The 22,745-nt window shown below is 70.9% G+C and carries 18 protein-coding genes; 6 read left to right on the forward strand and 12 right to left on the reverse strand.

From position 1 onward, the window contains the following. Positions 1 to 196: 196 nt before the first annotated feature. The 6 genes from CPH93_RS24410 to CPH93_RS24435 all read right to left on the reverse strand — a co-directional run bounded on the left by CPH93_RS24410 (position 197) and on the right by CPH93_RS24435 (position 7,686). A complete protein-coding gene (locus CPH93_RS24410) occupies positions 197 to 1,393 on the reverse strand; it encodes a methyltransferase (RefSeq protein WP_096214073.1) in 1,197 nt (398 codons plus the stop codon). 235 nt (positions 1,394 to 1,628) lie between these two features. After that, the gene (locus tag CPH93_RS24415) at positions 1,629 to 2,282 is read right to left on the reverse strand and encodes a DedA family protein (protein WP_173909874.1); all 654 of its coding nucleotides are present in this window, start codon (positions 2,280 to 2,282) and stop codon (positions 1,629 to 1,631) included. 218 nt (positions 2,283 to 2,500) lie between these two features. Further along, positions 2,501 to 2,962, reverse strand: a complete 462-nt coding sequence (locus CPH93_RS24420) for a DoxX family protein (protein ID WP_096214074.1) — start codon at positions 2,960 to 2,962, stop codon at positions 2,501 to 2,503. A 79-nt stretch (positions 2,963 to 3,041) separates the two neighbouring features. Then, positions 3,042 to 5,012, reverse strand: a complete 1,971-nt coding sequence (locus CPH93_RS24425) for an FAD/NAD(P)-binding protein (RefSeq protein WP_096214075.1) — start codon at positions 5,010 to 5,012, stop codon at positions 3,042 to 3,044. A 194-nt stretch (positions 5,013 to 5,206) separates the two neighbouring features. Beyond that, the gene (locus CPH93_RS24430; RefSeq protein WP_093648884.1) at positions 5,207 to 6,928 is read right to left on the reverse strand and encodes an alkaline phosphatase D family protein; all 1,722 of its coding nucleotides are present in this window, start codon (positions 6,926 to 6,928) and stop codon (positions 5,207 to 5,209) included. A 113-nt stretch (positions 6,929 to 7,041) separates the two neighbouring features. Further along, positions 7,042 to 7,686, reverse strand: a complete 645-nt coding sequence (locus tag CPH93_RS24435) for an HNH endonuclease family protein (RefSeq protein ID WP_093482953.1) — start codon at positions 7,684 to 7,686, stop codon at positions 7,042 to 7,044. Between the two features lie 206 nt (positions 7,687 to 7,892). Here CPH93_RS24435 and CPH93_RS24440 point away from each other — a divergent pair, with 206 nt between their 5' ends. Continuing rightward, positions 7,893 to 8,651, forward strand: coding sequence for an ABC transporter permease (locus CPH93_RS24440; RefSeq protein ID WP_096215574.1), 759 nt, complete (start codon positions 7,893 to 7,895; stop codon positions 8,649 to 8,651). Between the two features lie 227 nt (positions 8,652 to 8,878). After that, entirely contained in the window at positions 8,879 to 9,460 is a 582-nt protein-coding gene (locus CPH93_RS24445) for a TMEM165/GDT1 family protein (protein ID WP_093482952.1), read from the forward strand. Positions 9,461 to 9,512: 52 nt separating this feature from the next. On the opposite strand, the gene CPH93_RS24450 is transcribed toward CPH93_RS24445, so the two are convergent. Further along, a complete protein-coding gene (locus tag CPH93_RS24450; protein WP_096214076.1) occupies positions 9,513 to 10,175 on the reverse strand; it encodes an HAD-IA family hydrolase in 663 nt (220 codons plus the stop codon). A 183-nt stretch (positions 10,176 to 10,358) separates the two neighbouring features. Then, positions 10,359 to 11,450, reverse strand: a complete 1,092-nt coding sequence (locus CPH93_RS24455; RefSeq protein ID WP_231976945.1) for a peptidoglycan-binding domain-containing protein — start codon at positions 11,448 to 11,450, stop codon at positions 10,359 to 10,361. Positions 11,451 to 11,592: 142 nt separating this feature from the next. On the opposite strand from CPH93_RS24455, the gene CPH93_RS24460 reads away from it, so the two are divergent. Then, positions 11,593 to 13,776 carry an MDR family MFS transporter gene (locus tag CPH93_RS24460; protein ID WP_269460165.1) on the forward strand — a complete coding sequence of 728 codons (2,184 nt, stop codon included), beginning with the start codon at positions 11,593 to 11,595 and terminating at the stop codon, positions 13,774 to 13,776. A gap of 97 nt (positions 13,777 to 13,873) precedes the next feature. On the opposite strand, the gene CPH93_RS24465 is transcribed toward CPH93_RS24460, so the two are convergent. After that, the gene (locus CPH93_RS24465; RefSeq protein ID WP_093648882.1) at positions 13,874 to 14,437 is read right to left on the reverse strand and encodes a GNAT family N-acetyltransferase; all 564 of its coding nucleotides are present in this window, start codon (positions 14,435 to 14,437) and stop codon (positions 13,874 to 13,876) included. A gap of 224 nt (positions 14,438 to 14,661) precedes the next feature. On the opposite strand from CPH93_RS24465, the gene CPH93_RS24470 reads away from it, so the two are divergent. Genes CPH93_RS24470 through CPH93_RS24480 form a run of 3 tightly spaced genes read left to right on the forward strand, consistent with a single transcriptional unit; the run spans position 14,662 to position 19,627 of the window. Beyond that, positions 14,662 to 15,390 carry a WXG100-like domain-containing protein gene (locus CPH93_RS24470; protein WP_096215576.1) on the forward strand — a complete coding sequence of 243 codons (729 nt, stop codon included), beginning with the start codon at positions 14,662 to 14,664 and terminating at the stop codon, positions 15,388 to 15,390. Further along, on the forward strand, positions 15,387 to 19,208 hold the full coding sequence (locus CPH93_RS24475; RefSeq protein WP_096214078.1) for a DUF6531 domain-containing protein: 3,822 nt from the start codon (positions 15,387 to 15,389) through the stop codon (positions 19,206 to 19,208). Before CPH93_RS24470 ends, CPH93_RS24475 begins: the two co-directional genes overlap by 4 nt. Further along, a complete protein-coding gene (locus CPH93_RS24480) occupies positions 19,190 to 19,627 on the forward strand; it encodes a hypothetical protein (RefSeq protein WP_231976946.1) in 438 nt (145 codons plus the stop codon). The genes CPH93_RS24475 and CPH93_RS24480 overlap by 19 nt, the downstream gene beginning before the upstream one ends. A gap of 201 nt (positions 19,628 to 19,828) precedes the next feature. Here CPH93_RS24480 and CPH93_RS24485 read toward each other — a convergent pair whose 3' ends face one another. The 3 genes from CPH93_RS24485 to proP form a co-directional block, all read right to left on the reverse strand. After that, positions 19,829 to 20,146 (reverse strand): antibiotic biosynthesis monooxygenase family protein, encoded by a 318-nt coding sequence (locus CPH93_RS24485; RefSeq protein ID WP_093648879.1) that lies wholly within the window; start codon positions 20,144 to 20,146, stop codon positions 19,829 to 19,831. Between the two features lie 262 nt (positions 20,147 to 20,408). Further along, positions 20,409 to 20,966: a hypothetical protein gene (locus tag CPH93_RS24490; protein ID WP_096214079.1), complete on the reverse strand. Its 558-nt coding sequence runs from the start codon at positions 20,964 to 20,966 to the stop codon at positions 20,409 to 20,411. Positions 20,967 to 21,187: 221 nt separating this feature from the next. Further along, complete coding sequence (proP, locus tag CPH93_RS24495) at positions 21,188 to 22,699, reverse strand: glycine betaine/L-proline transporter ProP (protein WP_096214080.1); 1,512 nt, start codon at positions 22,697 to 22,699, stop codon at positions 21,188 to 21,190. Positions 22,700 to 22,745: the final 46 nt, after the last annotated feature.

Below are 22,745 nucleotides of genomic sequence, written 5' to 3' on the forward strand. Positions count from 1 at the left end.
GGCTGCATCTCCCGGTCCCTACGGGCCCGGCGCGGCGGCTGCATCTCCCGGTCCCTACGGGCCCGGCGCGGCGGCTGCATCTCCCGGTCCCTACGGGCCCGGCCCGGCGGCTGCGACTTCCGGTCCCTACGGGCCGGGCCCGTCGGCCGTGCCTCCCGGTCCACACCGTCCCGGCCCGGCGCCAACCCGCCCGGCCTCAGCGGGAGTCGGCCGCGCCCCCGCCCGCGAGGCCCAGCCGCCACAGGGACGTGACCTCGGCGGCGCGGGCCACATGGAGCGGGTCGGAGGTGTCGCGGGCGCGCGGATGGCGGGGGGTGATGTCGAGCCGTCCGAGGACGGTCAGGCCGGCGGCGGCGAAGGCGTCGAGGAGCGCGGCGTGCGGACGCAGCCCGAGGTGTTCCGCGAAGTCGGAGAGGATCAGCCAGCCCTCGCCGTCCGGTGTCAGATGGTCCCCGAGGCCGCCCAGGAACCCGTGCAGCATCCGGTTGCCCGGGTCGTACACCGCATGCTCCACGGGGGAGGTCGGTTTCGCGGGCACCCACGGGGGGTTGCAGACGACCAGCGGGGCGCGGCCGGCCGGGAACAGATCGGCCTCGACCACCTCCACCTGCCCGGCGACGCCCAGCCGTTGGGTGTTCTCGCGGGCGCAGGCCAGCGCCCGCGGGTCCTGGTCGGTGGCCACGATCCGGCGTACTCCGCGCCGGGCGAGCACCGTGGCCAGTACGCCGGTGCCGGTGCCGATGTCGAACGCCAGCTCCTGGGAGGGCAGCGGTGCCTCGGCCACCAGATCGACGTACTCGCCGCGGGCCGGGGAGAAGACGCCGTAGTGCGGATGGATGCGGTCGCCGCCGAGCGCCGGGACCTCCACGCCCTTCCTGCGCCATTCGTTGGCGCCGATGAGGCCGAGCAGCTCGCGCAGCGAGACCAGGGAGGCGGTCGGATCCACGCCCTCGGCGGTCCCGGACGCCTCGTCGCCGGCGGGCTCGGCGGGGCCGTACGCCCTGGCGCAGGCCTCGCGGACGTCCGGGGCGCGGTGCAGCGGGACGGCGAGCGACGCATCGAGCGGGACCAGCAGCATGCCCAGGATGCGGGCGCGTTGGTTCTGCGCGGCGCGGTGCAGGTGGAACGCCTGGGTGACGTCGGCGGGCGGTGCCTTGCGGGGGCGGCGGTCGATCCGGCGGGCCATCGCGGTCAGCAGCTGGCGGGCGTTGTGGAAATCGCCGCGCCACAACAGCGCGGTGCCCTCACAGGCGAGTTTGTAGGCGTCGTCGGCCTTCGTCCGGTCGTCCGCGATGACGATGCGGTGGGGTGGCGGAGCGCCGTTCTCGGAGCGCCAACGGGCGGAACGGGCCTCGTCGGCCTCGGTCCATTCGACGACCGGCGGTTGGTTCACCGAAGTGTGCCTCGCGTGTGTGGTTCGGACCTCGCCGAGGGGTGCCGCCCAGGGGGGCGGTCCCGGTCCGGCGTCCGGGGAGCGCGAAGGCTCACAGGAGACGGGGGGCGTGGTGTGACGGCCGATTTTACTCCGGATCGGGGAGGCGCCTGCCCCGTACCGGCGGTGGGCCGTCCGTACGCCGCGACGCCGCCGTACGGCACCGTCCGAGCGGCCCCGGCCGCCCCGCCGCCCCTCAGCCCGCCGTACCCCGCTCCGGCCGCCGCATCAAAAAGGCGGCAGCCGATCCCGCGCCGAAGAGGGCGACGGCCGAAATGGCGGTGCTCACCCAGGACGTCCCGAGCCACTGCCCGCCGAAGTAGCCGAGGCTCACGCTGTAGGCGGCCCAGGCGAGGCCGGACAGTGCGGACCAGGGGAGGAACTCGCGGACCGTGCGGTGGGCGACACCGGCGCCCAGGCTGACCACGGAGCGTCCGGCGGGTGCGAAGCGGGCCAGGACGACGACGATGCCGCCGCCCCGGGTCAGCGCCGTACCGAGTCGCCGCTGCGCCGCGGTCAGCCGGCGGGAGCGGCCGATGGCGCGGTCGAAGCGGTCGCCGCCGCGCCAGGCGAGCCGGTAGGCGACCATGTCGCCGAGCACCGAGGCGGTGGCGGCACACAGCAGCAGCGAGAACACCGGGGCCAGAGAGGCACCGCCGTGGACGGAGGCGGCGACATCGGCCCGGCCGACCGCATCCACGGCGCTCCCGGCGCCGGCGGAGGTGGTGGCCGCGGCGATCACCAGGATCCCGCTGGGCAGGATTGGGACGAAGACATCGAGCACGATCGAGCAGCTGACGACCACATACACCCACGGGGTGCCACTGAGGGACCCCAGGCTTTCCAGCAACGTGCTACTCCCGGTCCGAACCCCGCCGCGACGTCGCTCGGTGCGGCAGGGGCGGCCCTTCAGCCATACAGCGTACGCCTGTGCGCTCGGGCCCCATCCGGCCGGGTGGCCGGGTGGTAGGCCGGCCCGGGAACGCGGAACGGCCCGTACGGCGGGATGCCGTACGGGCCGGGAAGTGCGGGGCCGCGGAGGTGCCGGGGCCGGGTGGAGCCGGTGCCTCAGGCGGCGGACGGCTCCTGCTGAGCGGCCGCCGTCGGCTCCGTGCGCGCGCCGAAGAAGATCCGGTCGAGCGCCCAGGAGCCGGGGCCGGTGAAGAAGAGCAGCAGGAAGGCCCAGCAGAACAGCACGGACGCCTCACCGCCGTTCTGGATCGGCCACAGCGCGGTGCCCTGGTGCGTGGAGAAGTAGGCGTACGCCATCGAGCCGGAGCTGAGCAGGGCCGCGGGGCGGGTGCCCAGGCCGAGGATCACCAGCAGGCCGCCGGCCAGCTGGATCACGGCGGCGTACCAGCCCGGCCAGCTGCCGGTCGGGACGGTGCCGCCCTGCCCCATGGCGCCGCCGAGGACACCGAAGAGCGAGGACGCGCCGTGGCAGGCGAAGAGCAGTCCGATGACGACGCGGAAGAGCGCGAGGACGTGCGGGGTGGCTCTCTGAACGAACGAGTCCAGGGGTGCAGACATGTGGGGGCTCCTACGGTTTCTGGGGACGGGGTAACCGCTGGAGGCACAGGTTAGGGAAACCTAATCAATACTTGCAACTTCAACCTCTGGCCATATGGGACCTTTGGCTCGAAGCGGCCGATCGTGCTGCCGGAACCGTGCCTCCGCCCGCCCCGGCACCTGTATGTACCCCCGCAACCGCCGCCCGCAGCGCCGCCCGTGCCACCGCATCCGTATCGGCGAGGGTGACCGACCCCACCCCGGGGCGGGCCCCGGCCGCCGTCACCCAGTGCACCCCCTCCGTCGGCACCCCCACCGCGAAACGCCGCGGATGGCGCCGGCCGTCGGCCTCGATCAGGTGGTACGGGCTCGGCGACACATCGAGCCCGCCGGTCTCGTAGCCGTCCACGGTGTGCGGGCGGCAGCCGCCGTCGGCCAGCAGCCGGGCCAGCAGCGCATCCCCGGTGCGCCGCAGATCCGGCTCCGGCAGCCGCGCCTCGATCAGCGCCGCCGCCGTCACCTGGGACCCCGTCACCTCCGGGGAATGGGCCGTGAAACCGGGCCCGCGGCCGTCGGCGGCGCCCAGCCGGACCGCCATCCGCGGGCCGACGACCTCCAGCACCCCCGCCTCGATCAGCGCCGCCATCTCCTCTATCCGGCGCCGCGGCGGCCCGATGGACAGGAAGGCGTTGAGCGGGGTGTACCAGCGGTCCAGATGGTCGCGGCGGGACACCCCGGCCAGCCCGCCGTGGTCGACGATCTGCCGCAGCTCGTTGCGCAGATCCCGCAGTACGTCGAGGGCCGCCTTGACCGGGCCGGACACATTGTTCTGCCGGGCGTGCGCGACGTCCGTGCGCAGATGGCCCAGCAGCCACTCCCGGAAGGCCGCGGGGCCGGCGAACGACTGCTCCGTGTGCGGCCGGGCGAGGCGGTCCCAGTCCCAGCGGGCGTCCGGCGCGATCCCGAAGGCGTCCAGGACGTCGCCCTCTTCGGGGCTGTGGTGCGCGCCGGCCAGGAACCGCTCCCGGAAGCGGAGCACCGCCTCGCCGCCCGCGCCGCGCCGCGTCAGCAGCGCCTCGTAGTAGACCGCCTCCACCTCCTTGGCCACCAGGGGCCAGACCTCCGTCAGGAAGTCGGGCAGGTCGCCGGAGTCGGCGCGCCGGCGGAAGGCCGCGCGCACCTCCGGGGTGAGCAGCAGCGGCAGATGGCGGCCGTGGGCGCCCTTCGCGTTGTCGCCCCGTGCGTGGTACGGGATGCCGCGCCGGGAGCCCGCGTACAGCCGCGGCTCACGGCCGGACGGCAGATACACCAGTGCACCGTCCGTGCCGCGGACGAACCGGCCGCCGCGGGCCGTCGTCAGCAGCGCCATGTGGTCGAAGAAGTTGAGGCCCAGTCCGCGCAGCAGCACCGGGCGGCCCGGGGCCAGCGACTCCAGCTCGGCGGAGAGATCGGCGGGGTTGGCGGGCGGCAGATAGTGCAGGCCGTGCCCGGCGGCGTACTCGGCCAGCCGCTGCTGCTCGGCGTCCGGCGCGGTCGGCAGGTGGCCCTGCGCCAGGATCACCGCCCCCAGACCGTGCAGTGTCCGGCCGTCGTCGAGGGCCAGCGACTGCGAACCGTCGGGCGCCTCGGTCAGCCGCACCGCCCGGGCCGGGTGCGTCACGACCGTCACCTCCGGGGGAGCGGTGCGCACCGTGCGGCGGAAGACCCACTCCAGATAGCGGCCGTACAGCGCCCGCCCCGGGTAGTCGTCCGGGCCGACCTCGCAGCCCTCCCAGTCGTACAGGCTCGGCCCGGGACGTATCGGCCCTGCGCACTCGACGCTGTCGTCGGTGAACAGCGTGACCTGCGACGCCACCGTGTTCATCAGCAGCTCGGGCGGCTGGGCGGTGCGCCACACCTGCCCGGCACCGGGCGGGGCCGGGTCGATGACATGGACGGTCAGCCCGGTGCCCGCGGCCAGTTCGGCGGCCGAGGCGCACAGCCGCTCCAGAACGCTCGTGCCGCGCGGTCCGGCGCCCACGAGGGCGAGGGCGGGCCGGGGGTGGCGGTCGGCGAGACGTTCGGCGGCCAAGAGGGGCGCTCCCTGGTGCGGCGGACGGCCGGCGCGTGGAGGGCGCGGCCGCCCGGGTACGGGCGACGGGCAAACGTGCGCCCCATCATCACCGCCCCGTATCCGGGCGCGGCACCCGGGTACGGCAAAGAGCGACGCCCCCTCTGGCCGGCCCGGGGCACCGCCGGCCGCTCACGGACACCGGGCCGCCCGCCTCATCCGTTCTTAGGCCGGTCCGTTCCCGGTACGGGACCATCCGCAGCGGCGGATTCCCCGGCAAGGCGGGCATCGGCCACTTCGGTGCGCCAGACCGTCACGAGCCGGACGCCGCCCTGTTTCTCCCGGCGGGCCTGGTCCAGGGCGAGCCGCGCCGCACGGCCCGCCAGCGTCAGCGTCATCAGCTGGTTGCCGAACCACGGCCCGCCCGTACGCCGCCACTTCACCGGCGGCCGGGGGAGCCGACCGTGCCGGGCCAGCAGCTTGCCCAGCCACCGGCCGGGCCGGCTCCAGCCGAACCGGAATCCGGCCTGGAGTATGCCGGGGATGCTGTTGTGGACGGGCGAGCAGGTCAACTGGAGAATCCGGCTGGCGGGGTGCGGGCCGGCGCCACGACGGCGCGGCTCCGCCACATAGGCGTGGTGCACGTCACCGGACAGTACGCAGACCGTCGCCGGGGCGTCCCTGCCGGAGCCCGCCTCGGTGATCAGCTCGGTGAGCGCGGTGAACGAATCGGGGAAGGCCGCCCAGTGCTCCAGGTCGGCGCGCTGGCGCAGGGACTCGCTGTGCCGGGCCCAGCGGGGACCGCGTTCACCGGCGCACAGCGCGGCGTTCCAGCCCTCGGCGGCATGGACGAGATGCGGCAGCAGCCAGGGCAGCGAACTGCCGAGCAGCAGATGGTCGTAGCCGCCGCGCTCCTCCAGCACCGCCTGCCGCAGCCATTCGCCCTCGGCCTTGTCGAGCATGGCGCGGCTGCCCTCGTCCAGGATCCGGCCGGCCCGGGTGTCGATCATGACCAGGCGTACCCGGCCGAAGTCCCGGCGGTAGCTCCAGCGGACGCCCGCCGGATCGGCGTCCGCGGCGGCCGCGAACTCCCGTACCAGGTCCGTCCCGTCCTCGGCGGCCCGTACTTGGGCGTACAGCTCGTCGGCGGCCAGTTCCGCGGGAGAGAGATTGCCCAGGTGCTGGTGCACCCAGTACGACATCAGACCGCCGAGGATCCGCTCGCGCCACCACGGGGTCGCCCGCATCCGGGACAGCCAGGCCGCCGAGGTGTTCCAGTCGTCGATCACATCGTGATCGTCGAAGATCATGCAGCTGGGGACCGTGGACAGCAGCCAGCGCACCTCCGGGCCGAGCCAGGACTCGTAGTAGAGGTGGGTGTATTCCTCGTAGTCGGCGACCTGCTGCCACGGCGGCTCGCTGAGGTCGCGGCGACCGGCCAGCGCACGGGCGGTCGCCTCGGAGGTCTGGTCGGCGTAGACCTGGTCGCCCAACAGCAGCAGGACGTCCGGGCGTTGCCGGCCGGGATCGGCGGCGAGGGTGGCGGCGAGCGCGTCCAGGGCGTCCGGGCCGACCGGGTCGTGCGAGGCGTCCGACGGCGTCGCCGACCAGCGGCAGGAGCCGAAGGCGAAGTGCAGCGGCCGGTCCGGGGAGGCGGGGAGGGTACGGATCGTGCTCGCCGGGAAGGGGCTGTCGGGCGGCGGCCAGACCGTCCCCTCGTCCAGCAGGACCCGGTAGGGCGTCTCGCTGCCGGGCGCCAGACCGGTCACCGGCACCAGCGCGTAGTGGTGCCCGGCCACCTGAAAGGTGCGCTCCGCGCCGTGTGCCCCGCCGTCGCAGCGGATCTGCACCTCGCACGGCCGGTCGGTCTCCACCCATACCGTCGCGCTGGTGGCATCGACGTACCGCAGCAGCGGTCCCACGCGCAGTCCGGCCATCGGTGCCTCCCCATGTCGTCGTCAGAGGATAAGCACACCGGGTGTCGCGGAAGACGGGGGACGGCGGGCCCGCCGGCCGGTGGTGTCCGGCCGGCGGGCGCGGGGTCGAGGGCTCAGCAGCCGTCCAGGATCTTCTTCAGTGCGGCCTTCTCAGCGGAGTCCGCGCTCATGCCGTACACATGCTTGACCCACACCCACATCCGGGCGTACTCGCAGTGATACGAGGCCTTCGGCGGCAGCCACTTCGCCGGGTCCTTGTCCCCCTTCTCCTGATTGACGTTGTCGGTGACGGCGATCAGCTGGGAGTGCGTGAGGTCGTTGGCCAGCTGCTGGCGGCGCGCGGTGGTCCACTTCGCGGCGCCCGACTTCCATGCCTCGGCCAGCGGTACGACGTGGTCGATGTCGAGGTCGGACGCCTTGGTCCAGGTCGCCCCGTCGTACGGCGAGACCCACTTCCCGCTCACGGCCGCACAGCTGCTGTTCTGCTGCACGTCCGTGCCGTCCCGCTTGAGGACCACCTCGCGGGTGTTGCAGTTCTTGCCCTGGTCGATCCAGTGCGGGAACTTGGCGCGGCTGTAGCCGTCCAGCGAGCCCTCGGTCTGCTCCTTGATGTCGGCGAGATACGTCCGTGCGGTGGCCGCGTCCGGGGGGCTGGGCGGCGCTGCCTGGGCGGACTGGCCGCTGAACACCAGCGTGCCGACCAGGGCGGCGGCCGCACCCGCGGCGATGGAAACTCGACGCGCGTAGACCTTTGCCATCGAAACTCCCTGTATGTGGGGGGAAGTTGCCATGTGGTGCGGCCCATGGTGACGAAGTGGGGTTTCCATGGGACGGGCACCAGGTAACAGCCTGGCGACATGCCCACGTCAGTTCAAGAGCTGACGGGAGGCCATAAGCGCATAACCGCACTCCGGTTGAACCGCTCCCGCGCATGCGCCCGCTGCCGCGCCCCTACAGTGAGCGCGTGCTGCTGCCGGTCAACGCCACCCTCGGGGTCGTCCTCGCCGTCCTGCTCATCGCCGCCGTGGCCCTCGCCGCCGCGGCACGCCTCGGCCACGCCCGCGCCATCGCCGTCGCCGGACTGCGCGCCGCCGCCCAACTCGCCGCCGTCTCCTACCTCATCGGCTGGGTGGTGCATGCGCTCCCGTGGCTGCTGTGCTTCCTGCTGCTGATGTTCACGGTGGCGGTACGGACCGCCGGCCGCCGGATCACCCAGAACCGCACCTGGTGGTGGGCCGCCGCGCCGATCGCCGCCGCCGTCGTCCCGGTCGTCGCCCTGCTGCTGCTCACCGGTCTGGTCCCGCCGCGCGGGCTGAGCCTGATCCCCGTCACCGGCATCCTGATCGGCGGCGCGCTGACCGCCACCGTGCTGGGCGGGCGGCGGGCGCTGGACGAGCTGGAGACCCGGCACGGCGAGTTCGAGGCGGGGCTCGCGCTGGGGCTGCTGGACCGGGAGGCGCGGATGGAGGTCGCCCGCCCGGCCGCGTCGGACGCCCTGCTGCCGGGGCTCGACCAGACCCGGACGGTGGGGCTGGTCACACTCCCCGGCGCGTTCGTCGGCATGCTGCTGGGCGGCGCCTCGCCCGTACAGGCCGGTGCGGTGCAGCTGTTCGTGCTGGTCGCGCTGCTGGCGGTGCAGGCGGCGGCCTGTGCGGTGGTGCTGGAGCTGGTCGCGCGCGGACGGCTGCACCGCGTACCCTCGGGGGCAGCAGAAGGGGAGTAGCTCTCTGCCGGACCGTCGACATAATGCCCTCCCGTCGCCCGACCACCACCCCTGGTGGAGCGCGCCTCGCGCGCTGTGACGACGTGGCGAGCCGGCGCCCGGAGCGCGGTACGTAGCCGTACGGCGCCAGCGAGACCTTCGGCCGCAGTGTTTGACGCTGCCGTGCCGAAGCGACCCCTTTCCCGGGCCTCTTTGGTGCGGCCCGACCGATCGAGGTATGCCACCCCGTGTTCAGCTTCACCATCGCCGCCGTCGTCTTCGGCGTCGTCTTCCTCGCCGAACTGCCCGACAAGACCGCCCTCGCCGGCCTGATGCTCGGCACCCGCTACCGCGCCTCCTACGTCTTCGCCGGCGTGGCCGCCGCCTTCCTGGTGCATGTCGCGCTCGCCATCGCCGCGGGCAGTGTGCTGACGCTGCTTCCGCACCGCTGGGTACAGGGCGTGGTCGGTGTGCTCTTCCTGGCGGGCGCCGCCGTGCTGCTCTTCCGTAAGGGCGACGACGAGGAAGAGGTGAAGAAGCCCGCCGACCAGAGCTTCTGGAAGGTCTCCGGGGCGGGCTTCATGATGATCCTGGTCGCCGAGTTCGGCGATCTGACCCAGATCATGACCGCCAACCTCGCGGCCCGCTACGACGCCCCGCTCTCGGTCGGCGTCGGCGCCGTCCTGGCCCTGTGGTCGGTGGCGGCCCTGGGCATCCTCGGCGGCCGCACGCTCATGAAGTACGTCCCGCTCCGGCTCATCACCAAGGTCGCCGCGTGCGTGATGCTCGTGTTGGCGGGGCTGAGCTTGTACGAGGCGATTGCGGGCTGAGGGGGCGGCCGCGGGCGGCGCGGCCGGGGGCTGCTCGCGCGCTGCCGGTTGCTCAGTCCGTGAGGTGGAGGGCGATCACGCCGTCCACCCGCGCCTCGACGCGGACCTGGGTGAGGTCGCGTACCTGCGCGGTGGGCGCGAGCGCGGCGGCGCGGTCGCCGACACCGATCACCCGCATACCGGCCGCCCGGCCCGCCTCGATGCCCGCCTCGGAGTCCTCGAAGACCAGGCAGTCCTCGGGGGCGAAGCCCAGTTCGGCGGCGCCCTTGAGGAAGCCCTCCGGATCGGGCTTGCTGGCGCTCACGCTCTCCGCCGTGATCCGCACGGCAGGCATGGGCAGCCCCGCCGCGCCCATCCGGGCGTCGGAGAGCGCGATATCGGCGGAGGTCACCAGGGCGTGCGGAAGGCCGGCCAGGGCGGCCATGAAGGCGGGTGCGCCGGGAACCGGCACCACGCCGTCCATGTCGGAGGTCTCCTGGGCCAGCATCCGGCGGTTGTCCGCCAGGTTGCGCTCCATCGGGCGGTCCGGGAGCAGCGCGGCCATGGTGGCCCAGCCCTGCCGCCCGTGGACGACCGTCAGGACCTCGTCGGCGTCCAGCCCCTGCTCGGCCGCCCAGCGCCGCCAGCAGCGCTCGACGACGGCCTCGGAGTTCACGATCGTGCTGTCCATGTCCAGCAGCAGGGCGCGGGCGGTGAGCGTGGTGGTGGCCGTCATCGGCGGGCTCCTCGGCGCTACGGGCCTGCGGACGGCGGACCGGCCGTGCAGGAGGTCAAGCGGTTCCGCCCGCCGGTCAGGGAGTGCGGGCGGAACCACTTTGTTCTCACACGATACAAAACGTTTGCGGGTGTCGACAACCGGCCCCGGTCAGTGCACCGGCGGCCGGTCGCCGTGCCGGGGCTACGGCGCGCTGGTACGGGACTCCAGGGACGCCCGTGTTCCGGCGCCGTAGACGCCGTCCGGGTCGCCGGTCACCCCGTATTGCCGCTGGTAGCGCGAGACCGCGGCCCGTACCTCCGCGTCATAGCGGCCGTCTGCCGCGCCCGGGTACAGGCCGAGCTGCTGCAGCCGCTGCTGGAGTTCCGCCACCTCCGGCCCAGAGGCGCCCTCGCGCAGCGCCAGCGGCCCGGTGGGTGGGGCACTGGAGGCCGGGGACGGGCTGCCGGGGGAGTCGGCGACGCTGCCGGACGCCCTGGTGGGGGCGGGGGGACGCGGAGGCCGGGTCCGGTAGCGCCGCACGGTGGCCGGGGGCGGGCCGGTGGCGGTCGCGTCGGGTGACGGGGAGCGGCCCGGGGTGGGGGAGGAGGCGGCCGCGCTCGGTGCGGGGGCGTCGCCGGTGGGGAGGGCGGCGCTGGGAGAGGCGGTGCTCCGGTCGGGCGGCGCCGCCCGGTCCCGGACGCCGCCGGACAGCGCATCGGTACCGATCAGGGCGGCTGCGACGGCGGCCGCTGCGCCGGTGGCCACCAGGGCGGCGGGCCGGGGGCGGGTCCGGCGCGGCACGGGGCGGGCGGGATCCGCGGGGCCGGCGGACGGTTCCCCATCGGCCGCGGTGAACGTCCGGGAGGTCGGGCCGGAGCGGCGCCGTGCTTGGGGGACCAGGGGGACGGAAGAGGAGAGAGCCGAGGGGGCGGAGAACGTGGTGGAGGCGGAGGCATCGGCGCGGTACACCGCCGCATCCACCCCGGGTAAGTCGTCCAGCTGGTCGCCCGCTCCGGCAGCGGCCCCGCCTGCCCCGGCGGCACCCGGACCGGCCATGCCAACGGGACCGGCACCGCCCACCCCACCGACGTCCCCGCCGTCGCCCCTCCTGTCATCCCCTCCGGATCCCCTCCCGGCGTCCTCGCCCGCGCCCTCCTCCCCGTCGGGCAGTGACACGTACGGCCGAACGCGCAGCGGGTCGAAGTCGTCCGCGCCGACCGCCGCGCACAGACAGGCCGGCCGGCCGTCGCCGCGTTCCGGGGCAGAGCAGTGCGGGCAGTTCCGTGCCGTCACGAGTGGTCCCTCCCTCGACGCCTCGAACCGGCAGCGATTATCCAGACGTCACCCGCCCCGCGCAGGCGCTCGACGACATCCGCAAGGCCCGCCCCGGCCGTCCCCCGTACGGCCCCGGATACCGGACACCGCTCGGCGGGCCATATCCGGCACCACCGCCCAGGATGGAAGAAGTCCGACGGCCGGTTCCCACGGGAAGGAATGGACACCCCGGCATCCCGGCACCCCGGCACAGAGGGAGAGGTTCATGGCGCAGGACACCAGCGCTCCTGCCGTCCCCGGCGAGGACCGGTCCCGTCGGACGATCCTCGTCGCGATCGGCGCGCTGTTGCTCGGCATGCTCCTCGCGGCGCTCGACCAGACCATCGTGGCCACCGCACTGCCCACCATCGTCAGTGAACTCGGCGGCCTCGACCATCTGTCCTGGGTGGTCACCGCCTATCTCCTGGCCTCCACGGCAGCGACGCCCCTGTGGGGCAAGCTCGGTGACCAGTACGGCCGCAAGAAGCTGTTCCAGACCGCCATCGTGCTCTTTCTGATCGGCTCGGTGCTGTGCGGGATCGCGCAGAACATCGGGGAGCTGATCGCCTTCCGGGCCCTTCAGGGACTGGGCGGCGGCGGCCTGATCGTGCTGTCGATGGCGATCGTCGGGGACATCGTGCCGCCCCGCGAACGCGGGAAGTACCAGGGCCTGTTCGGCTTCGTCTTCGGCGGTGCGAGCGTGCTCGGTCCGCTGCTCGGCGGACTGTTCGTGGACCACCTCAGCTGGCGCTGGGTGTTCTACATCAACGTGCCCGTCGGCATCGTCGCGCTCGCCGTCATCGCCGCCGTGCTGCACATCCCGCGCAGCCGCGCCTCGCACCGGATCGACTACCTGGGCACCCTCACCATCGCCGCGGCCGCCGCCTGCTTCGTGCTGATGGCCTCGCTCGGCGGCGTCAGCTACCCCTGGGGCTCCTGGCAGATCATCGGGTTCGGTGTCCTCGGCGCCGTACTGCTGGCGGCGTTCGTGGTCATCGAGCGCCGGGCCGCCGAGCCCGTACTGCCGCTGCGGCTGTTCCGGCTGCGCACCTTCACGCTCACCGCCGTCATCGGCTTCGTCATCGGCTTCGCGATGTTCGGCTCGATGACGTTCCTGCCGACGTTTCTTCAGGTCGTGCAGGGCGTGACACCGACCTTGTCCGGTGTCCACATGCTGCCGATGGTGCTCGGCATGCTGCTGGCCTCCACCGGCTCCGGTCAGATCGTCAGCCGCACCGGCCACTACAAGGTCTTCCCGATCGCCGGCACCGGCGTCGTCGTGCTCGGCCTGCTGTTGCTGCACCGGCTCGAACCGTCCAGCGGCGTCGCCCAGATGAGCTTGTCCTTCTTCGTCTTCGGCTTCGGGCTGGGCCTGGTCATGCAGGTGCTGGTGCTCATCGCGCAGAACGCCGTCCCCTACCGGGACCTGGGCGTCGCCACCTCCGGCGCCACCTTCTTCCGCTCCATCGGCGCCTCGTTCGGCGTCTCCCTCTTCGGCACGGTCTTCGCCAACAACCTCCGCCCGCGGATCGCCGACGCCCTCGCCGGACACCCCCTGCCGCCGGGCGTCGACCCGTCGCGGATCGCCGAGGATCCGCGGACCGTGGCACGGCTGCCGGCCGGGCAGCTCGCCGGTGTCCTGAACGCCTACTCCGTCTCCATCACCGGTGTCTTCCTCTACGCCGTCCCGCTGGTCCTGGTGGCGTTCGTGCTGGCCTGGTTCCTCAAGGAGGAGCCGCTGCGCAGGAGCGTCACCGCCCCCGACACCAGCGAGGTGATCTCCTCCAACCCCGTCGAACGGTCCTCCCGCGACGAGGTCGCCCGCGCGCTGTCCAAACTCGGCAGCCTGGAGGGCCGTAAACACATCTACGAGAAGATCACCGCCCGGGCCGGACTCGACCTCAAACCGGCCGCCAGCTGGCTGATCCTGCGCATCCACCGCTACGGCTCGGTGGAGCCGGGGCTGCTCGCCGAACGCAGCACCGTGCCGCTCGGGGTGATCTCCGAGGGCGTCCGGCAGATCGAGGAGCGCGGACTCGCCGTCCGCCAGGGCCTGTTGCTGCAACTCACCGACCGCGGACGGGAGGGCGCGGACCGGCTCTCGACGGCCCGTCAGGAGTCACTCGCGGAGTTGCTGGGCGACTGGTGGACCAGGGACCGTCCCACCGACCTCACCGAACTCGTCCGCGAGCTGACGGCGGAACTGTGCGGCTCGGACGCGGAGGAGCCACACAACGGCGACGCCCGGCAACCGTTGCCGCGTACTCATCCGCCTGCTCCGCACCGGACCGACCGGGCGAAGTGACCGTTTTCATACGGTAGTTGACGGCGCCGGGCAAGGGCTCGGGCCGGTCCGTCTCGGTCGGCACGCTCAGCCGGGCGAGGAGCACCGGTCCGCACGCTCAGCGGGGCGATGGCCGCCGGTCCGCGGTCTCAGCCGAACGCGGAGCGCCGGCCAGCCGCTTCTCGAAGAAGACCTCCGCGTACGGGTCGTCGTGATACGGCTCGATCTCCGCGAAGCCGTGCCGCCGGTAGAGCGCGACCGCCTCCACCAGATCCCGCCGGGTGTCCAGCCGGATCCGCTCGGCCCCCAGCCGCGCCGCCGCCGACTCGGCCGCCGTCAGCAACCGGCCCGCGCCACCGCGCCCCCGCCAGGAGGCCCGCACGAACATCTGCTTGAGCTCCGCAGTGCGCGCGTCCAACAGCCGCACCCCGGCGCAGCCCGCCACCACCCCACCCGCCCGAGCCACCAGCAACACCCCATACGGGGGCGTCAGATCGGCACTCGGGTACTCCGCCAGCCCCTCCTCGATCTCCTGCGGTGTCGACCGACGGCCCTCGTGCAGCGCGAAGTAACGGTCGGCCACCTCGGTGTAGTACTCGCGCAACAGCGCCCGGGCGTCCGGCGAGCCGACCGGCTCCGCACGGACAGTCCAGGGGATACGGAGAGCGGCGGCGTCACCCATGGAGCCATTGTCACGACCGGAACCGCACGCCGCGCAACGGATTTCGGGTGACGCCGCCGCCGGCTCAGCCCTGCCGGGGACCGGCCTGCTGCACCACCTCGAACAGGAGGCTCCTCACTGACAAGCACACTGTTGGACGTTTTTAGGGCACATGTTTGCCTTCCTCTTGCACCCTCTTGAGCAGAGTCTGATGGGCTGTCGTGGGCATTGCCGAGGGGGGAATCATGGCGATTGAACTGCCTGATGAGGTGGTGTCGTTCCTTCAGTTCATCGGGGTGAACTGGCCGAACGTCAACGAGGACAAAGTCCGCGAATTTGCGGCGCACGTCAGGGACTTCGCGCAGAAGCTGGATGACACCCACAAGGACTCGACTGCAACGATCCACCAGCTGGCCGAGGTGTATCAGGGGGCGTCGTACGAGGCGCTGCTGGCCAAATGGGGGCAGCTGTCGAACGGTCACATGACGGAGCTGGTCAACGCCTGTCACACGGTGGCCACCGCGCTGGATGTCGCGGCGGACACGATTGTGGCGATGAAGATGGAGGCGATCGCTGAGCTCATCGTGCTGGCCATCACTTTTGTGGCCGACCAGGCGGCAGCGGTCGCCACCCTTGGGGTCGCGGAGGCGGCCGAGGCGCTGGTGATCGCGGCCGGCAAGAAGCTCGTGAACTTCCTTGAGCAGCAGTTGGAGCAGTACATCATCGGCCAGGTCATCGAGGCGGCCATCAACCCCCTGGTGGAGGTGGTGGGCAAGGCAGTGAGCGGCATGGTCTTCCAGGCTGCCGAGTCCGCGCTCGGCGTCTCCGCCGGCGCGGGTGGTGTGGGGGAGAGTTTCTCCATTCATCCGGAGGAGTTGCACACGCGCGCCGAGTTGCTGCGCGGGCATGCACGGACGGTGGCGTCGCATGCCGCTGAGTTCGAGTCGAAGGCGGCGGGGGTGAGCTTCGAGTGAGCAACCGGATCGTCAAGGCGCTTGAGGACGGCGCGGAGAAGCTGGGCAAGACCCTGGCCAAGGATGCGAGCAAGGCCGTCCAGGATCTGTACCACGGGGCAGGCGACCGCTTGAAGAAGGTCGCCACCAACCACGCCGAGAACGACGCCAAACACGCCTCGGAACTCGACAAGCTCCTCAAGGGCAACAAGCACGACATGCCGCATGCCCCGCACACCACGAGCGGCGGCGGCCGTCGCAGCGGGGCCGAAACCTCCCGTGGCGCCCGTAACGAAGCCGAAACGGGCCATCCCAACGACAAGACACGTCGCGACGACAGCAAGTGCACCGACGGCACCGACCCCGTCGACCTGGCTTCGGGCAAGGTCTTCCTTTCCCAGACCGACATCGCCCTGCCCGGCGCCCTGCCACTGACCTTCACCCGCAAATACGAGTCCTCGACCCGTATCGGCCGCCACATCGGCCCCTCCTGGTCCTCCACCGTCGACCAGCACCTGGAGATCGACGACCACGGCGTCATCTTCGTCACCGAGACCGGCATGCTGCTGCGCTACCCGGCCCCGGAGACCGGCGAGCGGGTACTGCCGAAGGACGGTCCGCGCTGGCCGCTTATGCGAACGATCCAGGGCGACTGGGCGGTCAACGACCCGGAGACGGGGCAGACCCGCTACTTCAGCGACGCGCTCCACGCCCCCGGCATAGCCCTGCCTGATGAGATCACGGACCGCAACGGGCACCGGATCACGTTCGACTACGCGGACGAGACCGGCATCCCGTACGCGATCCGGCACAGTGCCGGCTACGAGCTGAAGCTGACATGTGATGAGGAGGGGCGTCTGTCGGCCCTGCACCTGGCGGGCGCGGCCGAGGACGGCTCGGACCAGCTGATCAGGTCCTACGGCCACGACGATGCGGGCGACCTCAGCACTGTCACCAACTCCACTGGTGCGATGACCCGGTTCGAGTACGACACCGAGCACCGGATGACCGCCTGGGTGGACTCCAACGACTCCCGCTACGAGTACACCTACGACCATCGCCACCGCTGCACCGCCCAGTCCGGCGCCGAAGGGCACGTGGCGAACCGGTTCACCTACGGCGAGCCCGATGCGGAGACCGGCCACCGCACCACCACACTCACCGACGGGCAGGGCGCTGTCACCCGGTACCTCATCAATGACCGCCTCCAGGTCGTCGCCATCACCGACCCGCTTGGCAACACCTCCCGCACCACCTACGACACACACGACAACCCTCTACAGATCACCGACCCGCTGGGCGGCATTACGCACCTGACGCATGATGAGGGCGGGCACCTCCTCTCTGTCATCCGCCCGGACGGTTCGACTACTTCCGCTACCTACACCGACCTCGGCCTCCCGGCGGAGGTCACCGGCGCGGACGGTCAGACCATCCGCCAGGAGTACGACGCCAAGGGCAACCGGATCGCCGTCACAGGTCCGGCCGACCACACCACCCGCTTCACTTACGACAGCTACGGCCACATCACCTCGGTCACCGATCCGCTGGGCAGCGTCACCCATATCGAGTGCGACGCGGCGGGACTCCCGCTCACCGTCACCGACCCGCTCGGCGCCGTCAGACATTTCGCCCGCGACCGCTTCGGCCGCACCACCTCGGTCACCGACCCGCTCGGTCACATCACGCGCTATCGGTGGACACCCGAAGGGCTCCTCGCACACCGTCGTCACCCGGACGCCGGCGAGGAAACCTGGACCTATGACGGCGAGGGCAACTGCACTTCCCATACCGACCCCATGGGTCAGATCACCACATACGAGTACGGGCACTTCGACCAGCTGAAGACGCGCACCGACCCGGACGGTGCACGCCACCAGTTCGTGCACGACACCACGCTGCAACTGCGGGAGGTCATCAACCCTCAGGGCCTGACCTGGCGCTACGAATACGACGCAGCAGGCCGCTTGATATCCGAGACGGACTTCGATGCCCGTACCCATACCTATTCCCACGACGCGGCAGACCGGCTGACCTCACGCACCACACCGCTCGGTCACACGATCCACTTCATCTACGACGCGTTGGGCCGCACCGCCACCAAGGCCGTCGACGACGAGGTCACCACCTACCACTACGACGCTGCCGGGCGCACGACCGAGATCATTGCGCCGGACGGCGAACTCTCCTACGAGCACGATGAGTTCGGGAACGTGGTGGCCGAAACGGTGAACGGCCGCACCACCACCTTCACGTACGACGCCGTGGGTCATCGAATATCCCGCACCACCCCCACCGGAGCGATGAGCCGATGGACCTACGACGCAGCCGGACAACGCACCGGACTCGACGTCTCCGGCCGTACTCTGACCTTCACCCACGACGCTCTCGGCCAGGAACTCTCCCGCACCCTCGGCGACGTCACCTTCGCCCACAGCTTCGACGCCGCCGGCCGGCTCATCGACCAGCACGTCACCTCGGGCAGTGACACCCTCCAGCACCGCAGGTACGCCTACCGTGCGGACGGAAATCTCACGCGCATCGACGATCACCTCAACGGTGGCCGCCGCTTCGAGCTCGACGCCGCCGGCCGGGTCACCACCGTCTCCGCCCACAACTGGACCGAGACCTACGCCTACGACGCGGCCGGAAACCAGACCCACGCCGCCTGGCCCGACCGCCATCCGGGCGCCGAGGCCCGGGGCGAGCGCACCTACACCGGTACCCGGCTGGACCGCGCGGGAGGCATCCGCTACGAATACGACGCGGCCGGACGCACGATCCTGCGCCAGAAGACCCGCCTCTCCCGCAAGGCCGACACCTGGCACTACACCTGGGACACGAACGACCGCCTGATCGGCTGCATCACCCCCGACGGCACCTGCTGGAAGTACACCTACGACCCCCTCGGCCGCCGCTCGTCAAAACAGCGTCTTGCCGACGACCAACAAACGGTCGTGGAGCGGGTGGACTTCACTTGGGACGGCGCCACACTCTGCGAACAGACCACCACAAGCGGGCTGACCCTCACCTGGGATCACCAGGGGTTCGCTCCGCTGGTTCAGCGGGAACGCAAACAGCTTTCCGACACACAGGTCGACGAACGCTTCTTCGCGATCGTCACCGACCTCATTGGTACGCCCACCGAACTCCTGGATGAGCACGGTCACATAGCCGCCCGCACCCGAACCACGTTGTGGGGCTCCACAACGTGGAGCGCCGACGCGACCGCCCACACTCCTCTCCGCTTTCCCGGGCAGTGCTTCGACCCTGAAACCCAGCTCCACCACAACTACTTCCGAACTTACGACCCCGAAACCGCTCGCTACCTCACTCCAGACCCCCTCGGGCTCGGGCCTGCCCCCAATCCGGCGGCATACGTCATCAACCCCCACACGTGGAGTGACCCGTTCGGACTGTCCCCGGAGGGCGAGCACGAATGGGCCGATCCGGCGGATATCAATTTCTCTCAGCGTACGGTTTCGCCGCACGACTATGCCGACCGCATGCGTGCCGGGGAATGGGACTGGAAGCGTCCAGGGGCGGGGCTCACCGTCATGGAAGTCGACGGTCAGCTCGTCAGCTACGACAACCGGCGGCTCGATGCCGCCCGGGAAATAGGTGAGCCTGTTACCATCCACAGGGTCAATCCCAATGATCCGTACCCGCCCTCGCCCAACGGCGTCACCTGGAAAGAAGCCTTCCGAAAGCGTATGAACTCCGGGCTCAACAGGGATGCCCAAGGTAATCCCGTTCCCCCTACGGGACTTACGGAACGGCCGCCACATACGCACGTCTCAAAGCGTAAGAAGAAGAGCGGATGCAAGAAGAAGAATTGAGTGCGATCGAGCGCCTCTGGGCGGAATACCAGTTGCCGGACCTGGACGGCCTGCATTTCCCTGACGGGCGATCATACGAGGTCTTCCTTGATGCCCATGCAGCTAGCGGTATGAGGTTCGGGGAAGCCTTCGATCTCGAAGAGGTGCTGGCGGAGGACCCGGATTGGGTGACCGACATTGGCAGGAACCGATCGGTTCCCCTGGCGGACGGAGGATACCTCTGGGTAGGCGAGGGGGTGTCCCATGGGTCATACGGCTTCTGCGGACGGCTCCACGCCGATCACACCCTGGTCTGGGCTCTCTTCTTTGAGGATTCCAACCCTTTCACCGACATCCGAGTTTCGGGGAATACCGCCGTTTTTCACTCCACGTCCGGGGTTTCGATCACCGTTGACATCGACGATCCGCTCCGTTCTTGAGCCGTGTAGGCGTCCTAGGACCGAACGCTCCAGCCGCGTTCTGCAGCACTTGCCCTAGTTCTGGCTCTCCTTCACCGAAAACGGGTGAGAGATGATGCCGACGATTAGGCAATGCCATAAAGAAACGACTGTGCTCCGCACTGGCTCACTCCAAGTGCGGAGCACAGGGGTCGTCTCTGTGGTGAGCTACCGCTGCGGGACTTATTCGCTCTTGGGTGCTGCCTGTTGCACGACCTCGAACGACCACACCGTGGATCCGCTTGCGGCAGGCTTTGGCCTGTCGCTGCCGCCCTGGTGGGCCGCCTTCATGGGTCCTTCCATCCACGCCTGGAACGAGTCCTCGTCACGCCAACGCGTGTACACCAGGTAGTTGTCGGTGCCTTCGACGGGGCGGAGGAGTTCGAACCACTCGAAGCCGTCGGAACTCTCGACCGCGTGTGCGCGGGAGGCGAAGCGCTTCTCCAGGGTTTCCCGCTGCTCAGCGGGGACGGACAGCACGTTGATCTTGACTACGCTCATGCGCCCATCTTGCCGCATGGGGTATCAGCGGCAGCGAGCGGCAACAGTGGTACATCAGAGCGCCCGTTGCGGGCGCAGCAACTCGAACACCGCGGACGAGCGCTCCAGCGACTGGACGCACCGCCTCCGTGCTGCCGCCGCCCGATGGGCCGCCCACCGGAATGGAGTCGGAGAGGGAGCGCGCAGCGGTGCGCAGGCGTGCCCCCCCGGTCGCGATGGGGCCGAGGGCACGTCCGTGGAGCCGGGCACACGCAGACGCCGCTCACGCCCCGAACGGAAACGTGAAGCCCAACTGCTCGCTCAGCGCCACTGCCTGCTCGGGCGTGGCGAGGACCATGATGCTGTCGTAGCCGGCGTTCGGCTTGCGGGGGAAGTCGACGTAGTGCCATGAGCGGGGGTCGTCGTCATGGGCGGTGAGGGCGATGGCCTCGCAGGCCGCCTCGTGGTCGTAGTAGTCGTCTGCGAAGTGTTCGGCGGAGAGGGAGACGGGCTCGCCGTTCCGTTCGAACTCAAGGCGGTCGAAGCGGCCGTCCGAGAGGTTGCCCTCGCCCTCGACGAGGCGGACGTTGGTGAGGGTGACCGCGCCGCCGGCGATCTCTTCGGCCTCCGCCAGCAGGCTCGCGTAGTCGTCGTGGATGGAGTCGATGTCGTCGGCGTGGACCGAGACCGCCACGCCGAAGTGTTCGAGGGCGCAGGCGGCCTCGTAGTGGTCCAGCTCGTGGTGTGCGAAGTCGGCGAAGGCGTCGAGGACGCTGTGCATCTTCTCCTTGGAGACCATGCCGATCTCGTGGAGGAGCGGGCCTATGCGGGTGTACGTCATCCGCGTGGACGTAATCGATGAAATGTTCGACACGGAGGGATCTTGCCAGAACGGCGGCCTCCGCGTGTGCAGTTCGGGGCGGAGGCCGCGCGCATGCCAACGGCCTGCACCACCCCAGCGGGGTCGTACAGGCCGTTGGCGCGTGGGTCCCGGATGCACCCGCAGCGTCGATGGCTGCGGCCGGGCCCCCGGCGTGCTTCCGGGGGCGGGTCGGTCTGCGGTCAGGCCGCCGAACCGGCCGTGGCCGGGCGGCGGGCCGCTTCGCGGAGCTCCTGCGCCTCTGCCTCGGTCTCGACGGCCGGCGGCGAGCCGGGCAGCGGCTTGCGGGCGCTCTCCGACATCAGCAGGACAGCGATGCCGCCGATCACGGCCGCCGCCATCATGTAGTAGGCGGGCATCATCTTGTTGCCGGTCGCACCGATCAGGGCGGTGACCACCAGCGGGGTCGTCCCGCCGAAGAGCGACACGGAGACGTTGAAGCCGATCGACAGCGAGCCGTAGCGCACCTTGGTCGGGAACAGCGCGGGCAGCGTGGACGGCATCGCCGAGGTGAACGTGACCAGCAGCAGGCCGAGCGCGGCCATACCCAGCGCGATGGCGGCCAGCGACCCCTGACGGATCAGCAGCAGGGCGGGCACGGACAGCACCAGGAAGCCGACACAGCCCGCGCCGATCACCGGGCGGCGGCCGAAGCGGTCGGTGAGCCGGCCCGCGAGCGGCTGGACGCCCATCATCAGGACCATCACCGCGAGCACGACCAGCAGCCCGTGCGTCTCGTCGTACTTCAGCTCCGAGGTCAGATAGCTCGGCATGTACGACAGCAGCATGTAGTCCGTGACGTTGAAGACCAGGACCAGGCCGACGCACAGCAGCATCGACCGCCACTGACCGAAGATCATCTCGCGGATGCCGATCCGCTTCTCCGCCTCGCGGCGCTCCTTCTCCTTGGTCCGCGCCTCCTTCTCCAACTGGGCGAAGGCCGGGGTCTCCTCCAGCCGCATCCGCAGGTAGAGGCCGATGATGCCCATCGGACCGGCGATCAGGAACGGGATGCGCCAGCCCCAGGAGTTCAGGGCGTCGGTGGACAGCAGCGCGGTCATCAGCGTGACCAGGCCGGCACCGCCGACGTAGCCGGCCAGTGTGCCGAACTCCAGCCAGCTGCCGAGGAATCCGCGCTTCTTGTCGGGCGCGTACTCGGCGATGAAGGTGGAGGCGCCGCCGTACTCGCCGCCGGTGGAGAAGCCCTGCACCAGGCGGGCGACGAGCAGCAGGATGGGCGCGCCGACGCCGATGGAGGCGTAGGACGGGATCAGACCGATGGCGAAGGTGCCCGCCGCCATCATGATCATGGTGATCGCGAGGATCTTCTGCCGGCCGATCCGGTCACCGAGCGGCCCGAAGACCATGCCGCCGATGGGACGTACGAGGAAGGCCGCCGCGAACGCTCCGAACGTCGACAGCAACTGCGCGGTCGGATTCCCGGACGGGAAGAAGACATGCCCGAGGGTGACCGCGATGTAGCTGTACACGCCGAAGTCGAACCACTCCATCGCATTGCCGAGCGCGGCCGCCGATACGGCGCGCTTGACCATGGCGGGATCGACGACGGTCACCTCGCCCGAGGCCGGCTGTGCCGGATCCGCCGCCTGGTTCTGCTGCGGATCGGGTGCGGTATCGGCACGGCTGCCGACGGGTTCACGGGGCCCGGGGACGACGGGGGACTGCGTCGGCACGTGCTCGCTCGCCTGCGCTCTCTTTGGACGACGACATGAGACCGCC

Origin of the sequence: Streptomyces sp. 2323.1 (genome assembly GCF_900221035.1) — a bacterium.
Taxonomy (GTDB): Bacteria; Actinomycetota; Actinomycetes; order Streptomycetales; family Streptomycetaceae; genus Streptomyces; species Streptomyces sioyaensis.